This window comes from Streptomyces sp. SID12501 (genome assembly GCF_010550245.1).
In the GTDB taxonomy this organism is placed as follows: Bacteria; Actinomycetota; Actinomycetes; order Streptomycetales; family Streptomycetaceae; genus Streptomyces.
The window spans coordinates 1-446 of sequence record NZ_JAAGLU010000498.1 but is presented as its reverse complement, the minus strand read 5'-3'; the positions used below and the strand labels follow the sequence as shown (position 1 = coordinate 446).

Genomic DNA, 446 nt, shown 5'->3' with positions numbered 1-446 from the left:
GGTTGTGCCCGAGATGGCGTCGCTCGCGCCCGTGCAGCATGTCCCCGAGATAGGCCAGCGTCGCGGCGGGGCCACGCACGAATTGCGTGAAACGGGCATGGCGGCTGCCAACGAAACCCCAGATCAGGCGAATGGCAAGCAACGCCGCCACCGCGTAACCGGCCGCCTCGTGAAGCGGCTGCACCTCGTCCGCCGCGAGCCATGCCACTGCAAAGGCGGCAACCAGACCCCAGTGAGAGCTGCGCACCAACGGATCCCAGACCAGCACCGTGCGCGTAGTATCGGCGACGTCCTGAATGCCGCCACCCTTCATCATCTCAGTCATGTTTGTGCTCTCTGCCCTCACGGGAGCGCCGATCATCTCCGTCCTTGTATTCGATCTCGATCACCTGAAGCGTGCCGGGATCGACCGTCACCTCGATGCGGCGTCCTTCCCGGTCTGTGCC

At 65.0% G+C, this 446-nt stretch carries 1 pseudogene; it reads right to left on the bottom strand.

The window, feature by feature from the left end:
- Positions 1 to 325 (bottom strand): annotated as a pseudogene (locus G3I71_RS46970) (hypothetical protein); the annotation flags it as partial.
- Positions 326 to 446: the final 121 nt, after the last annotated feature.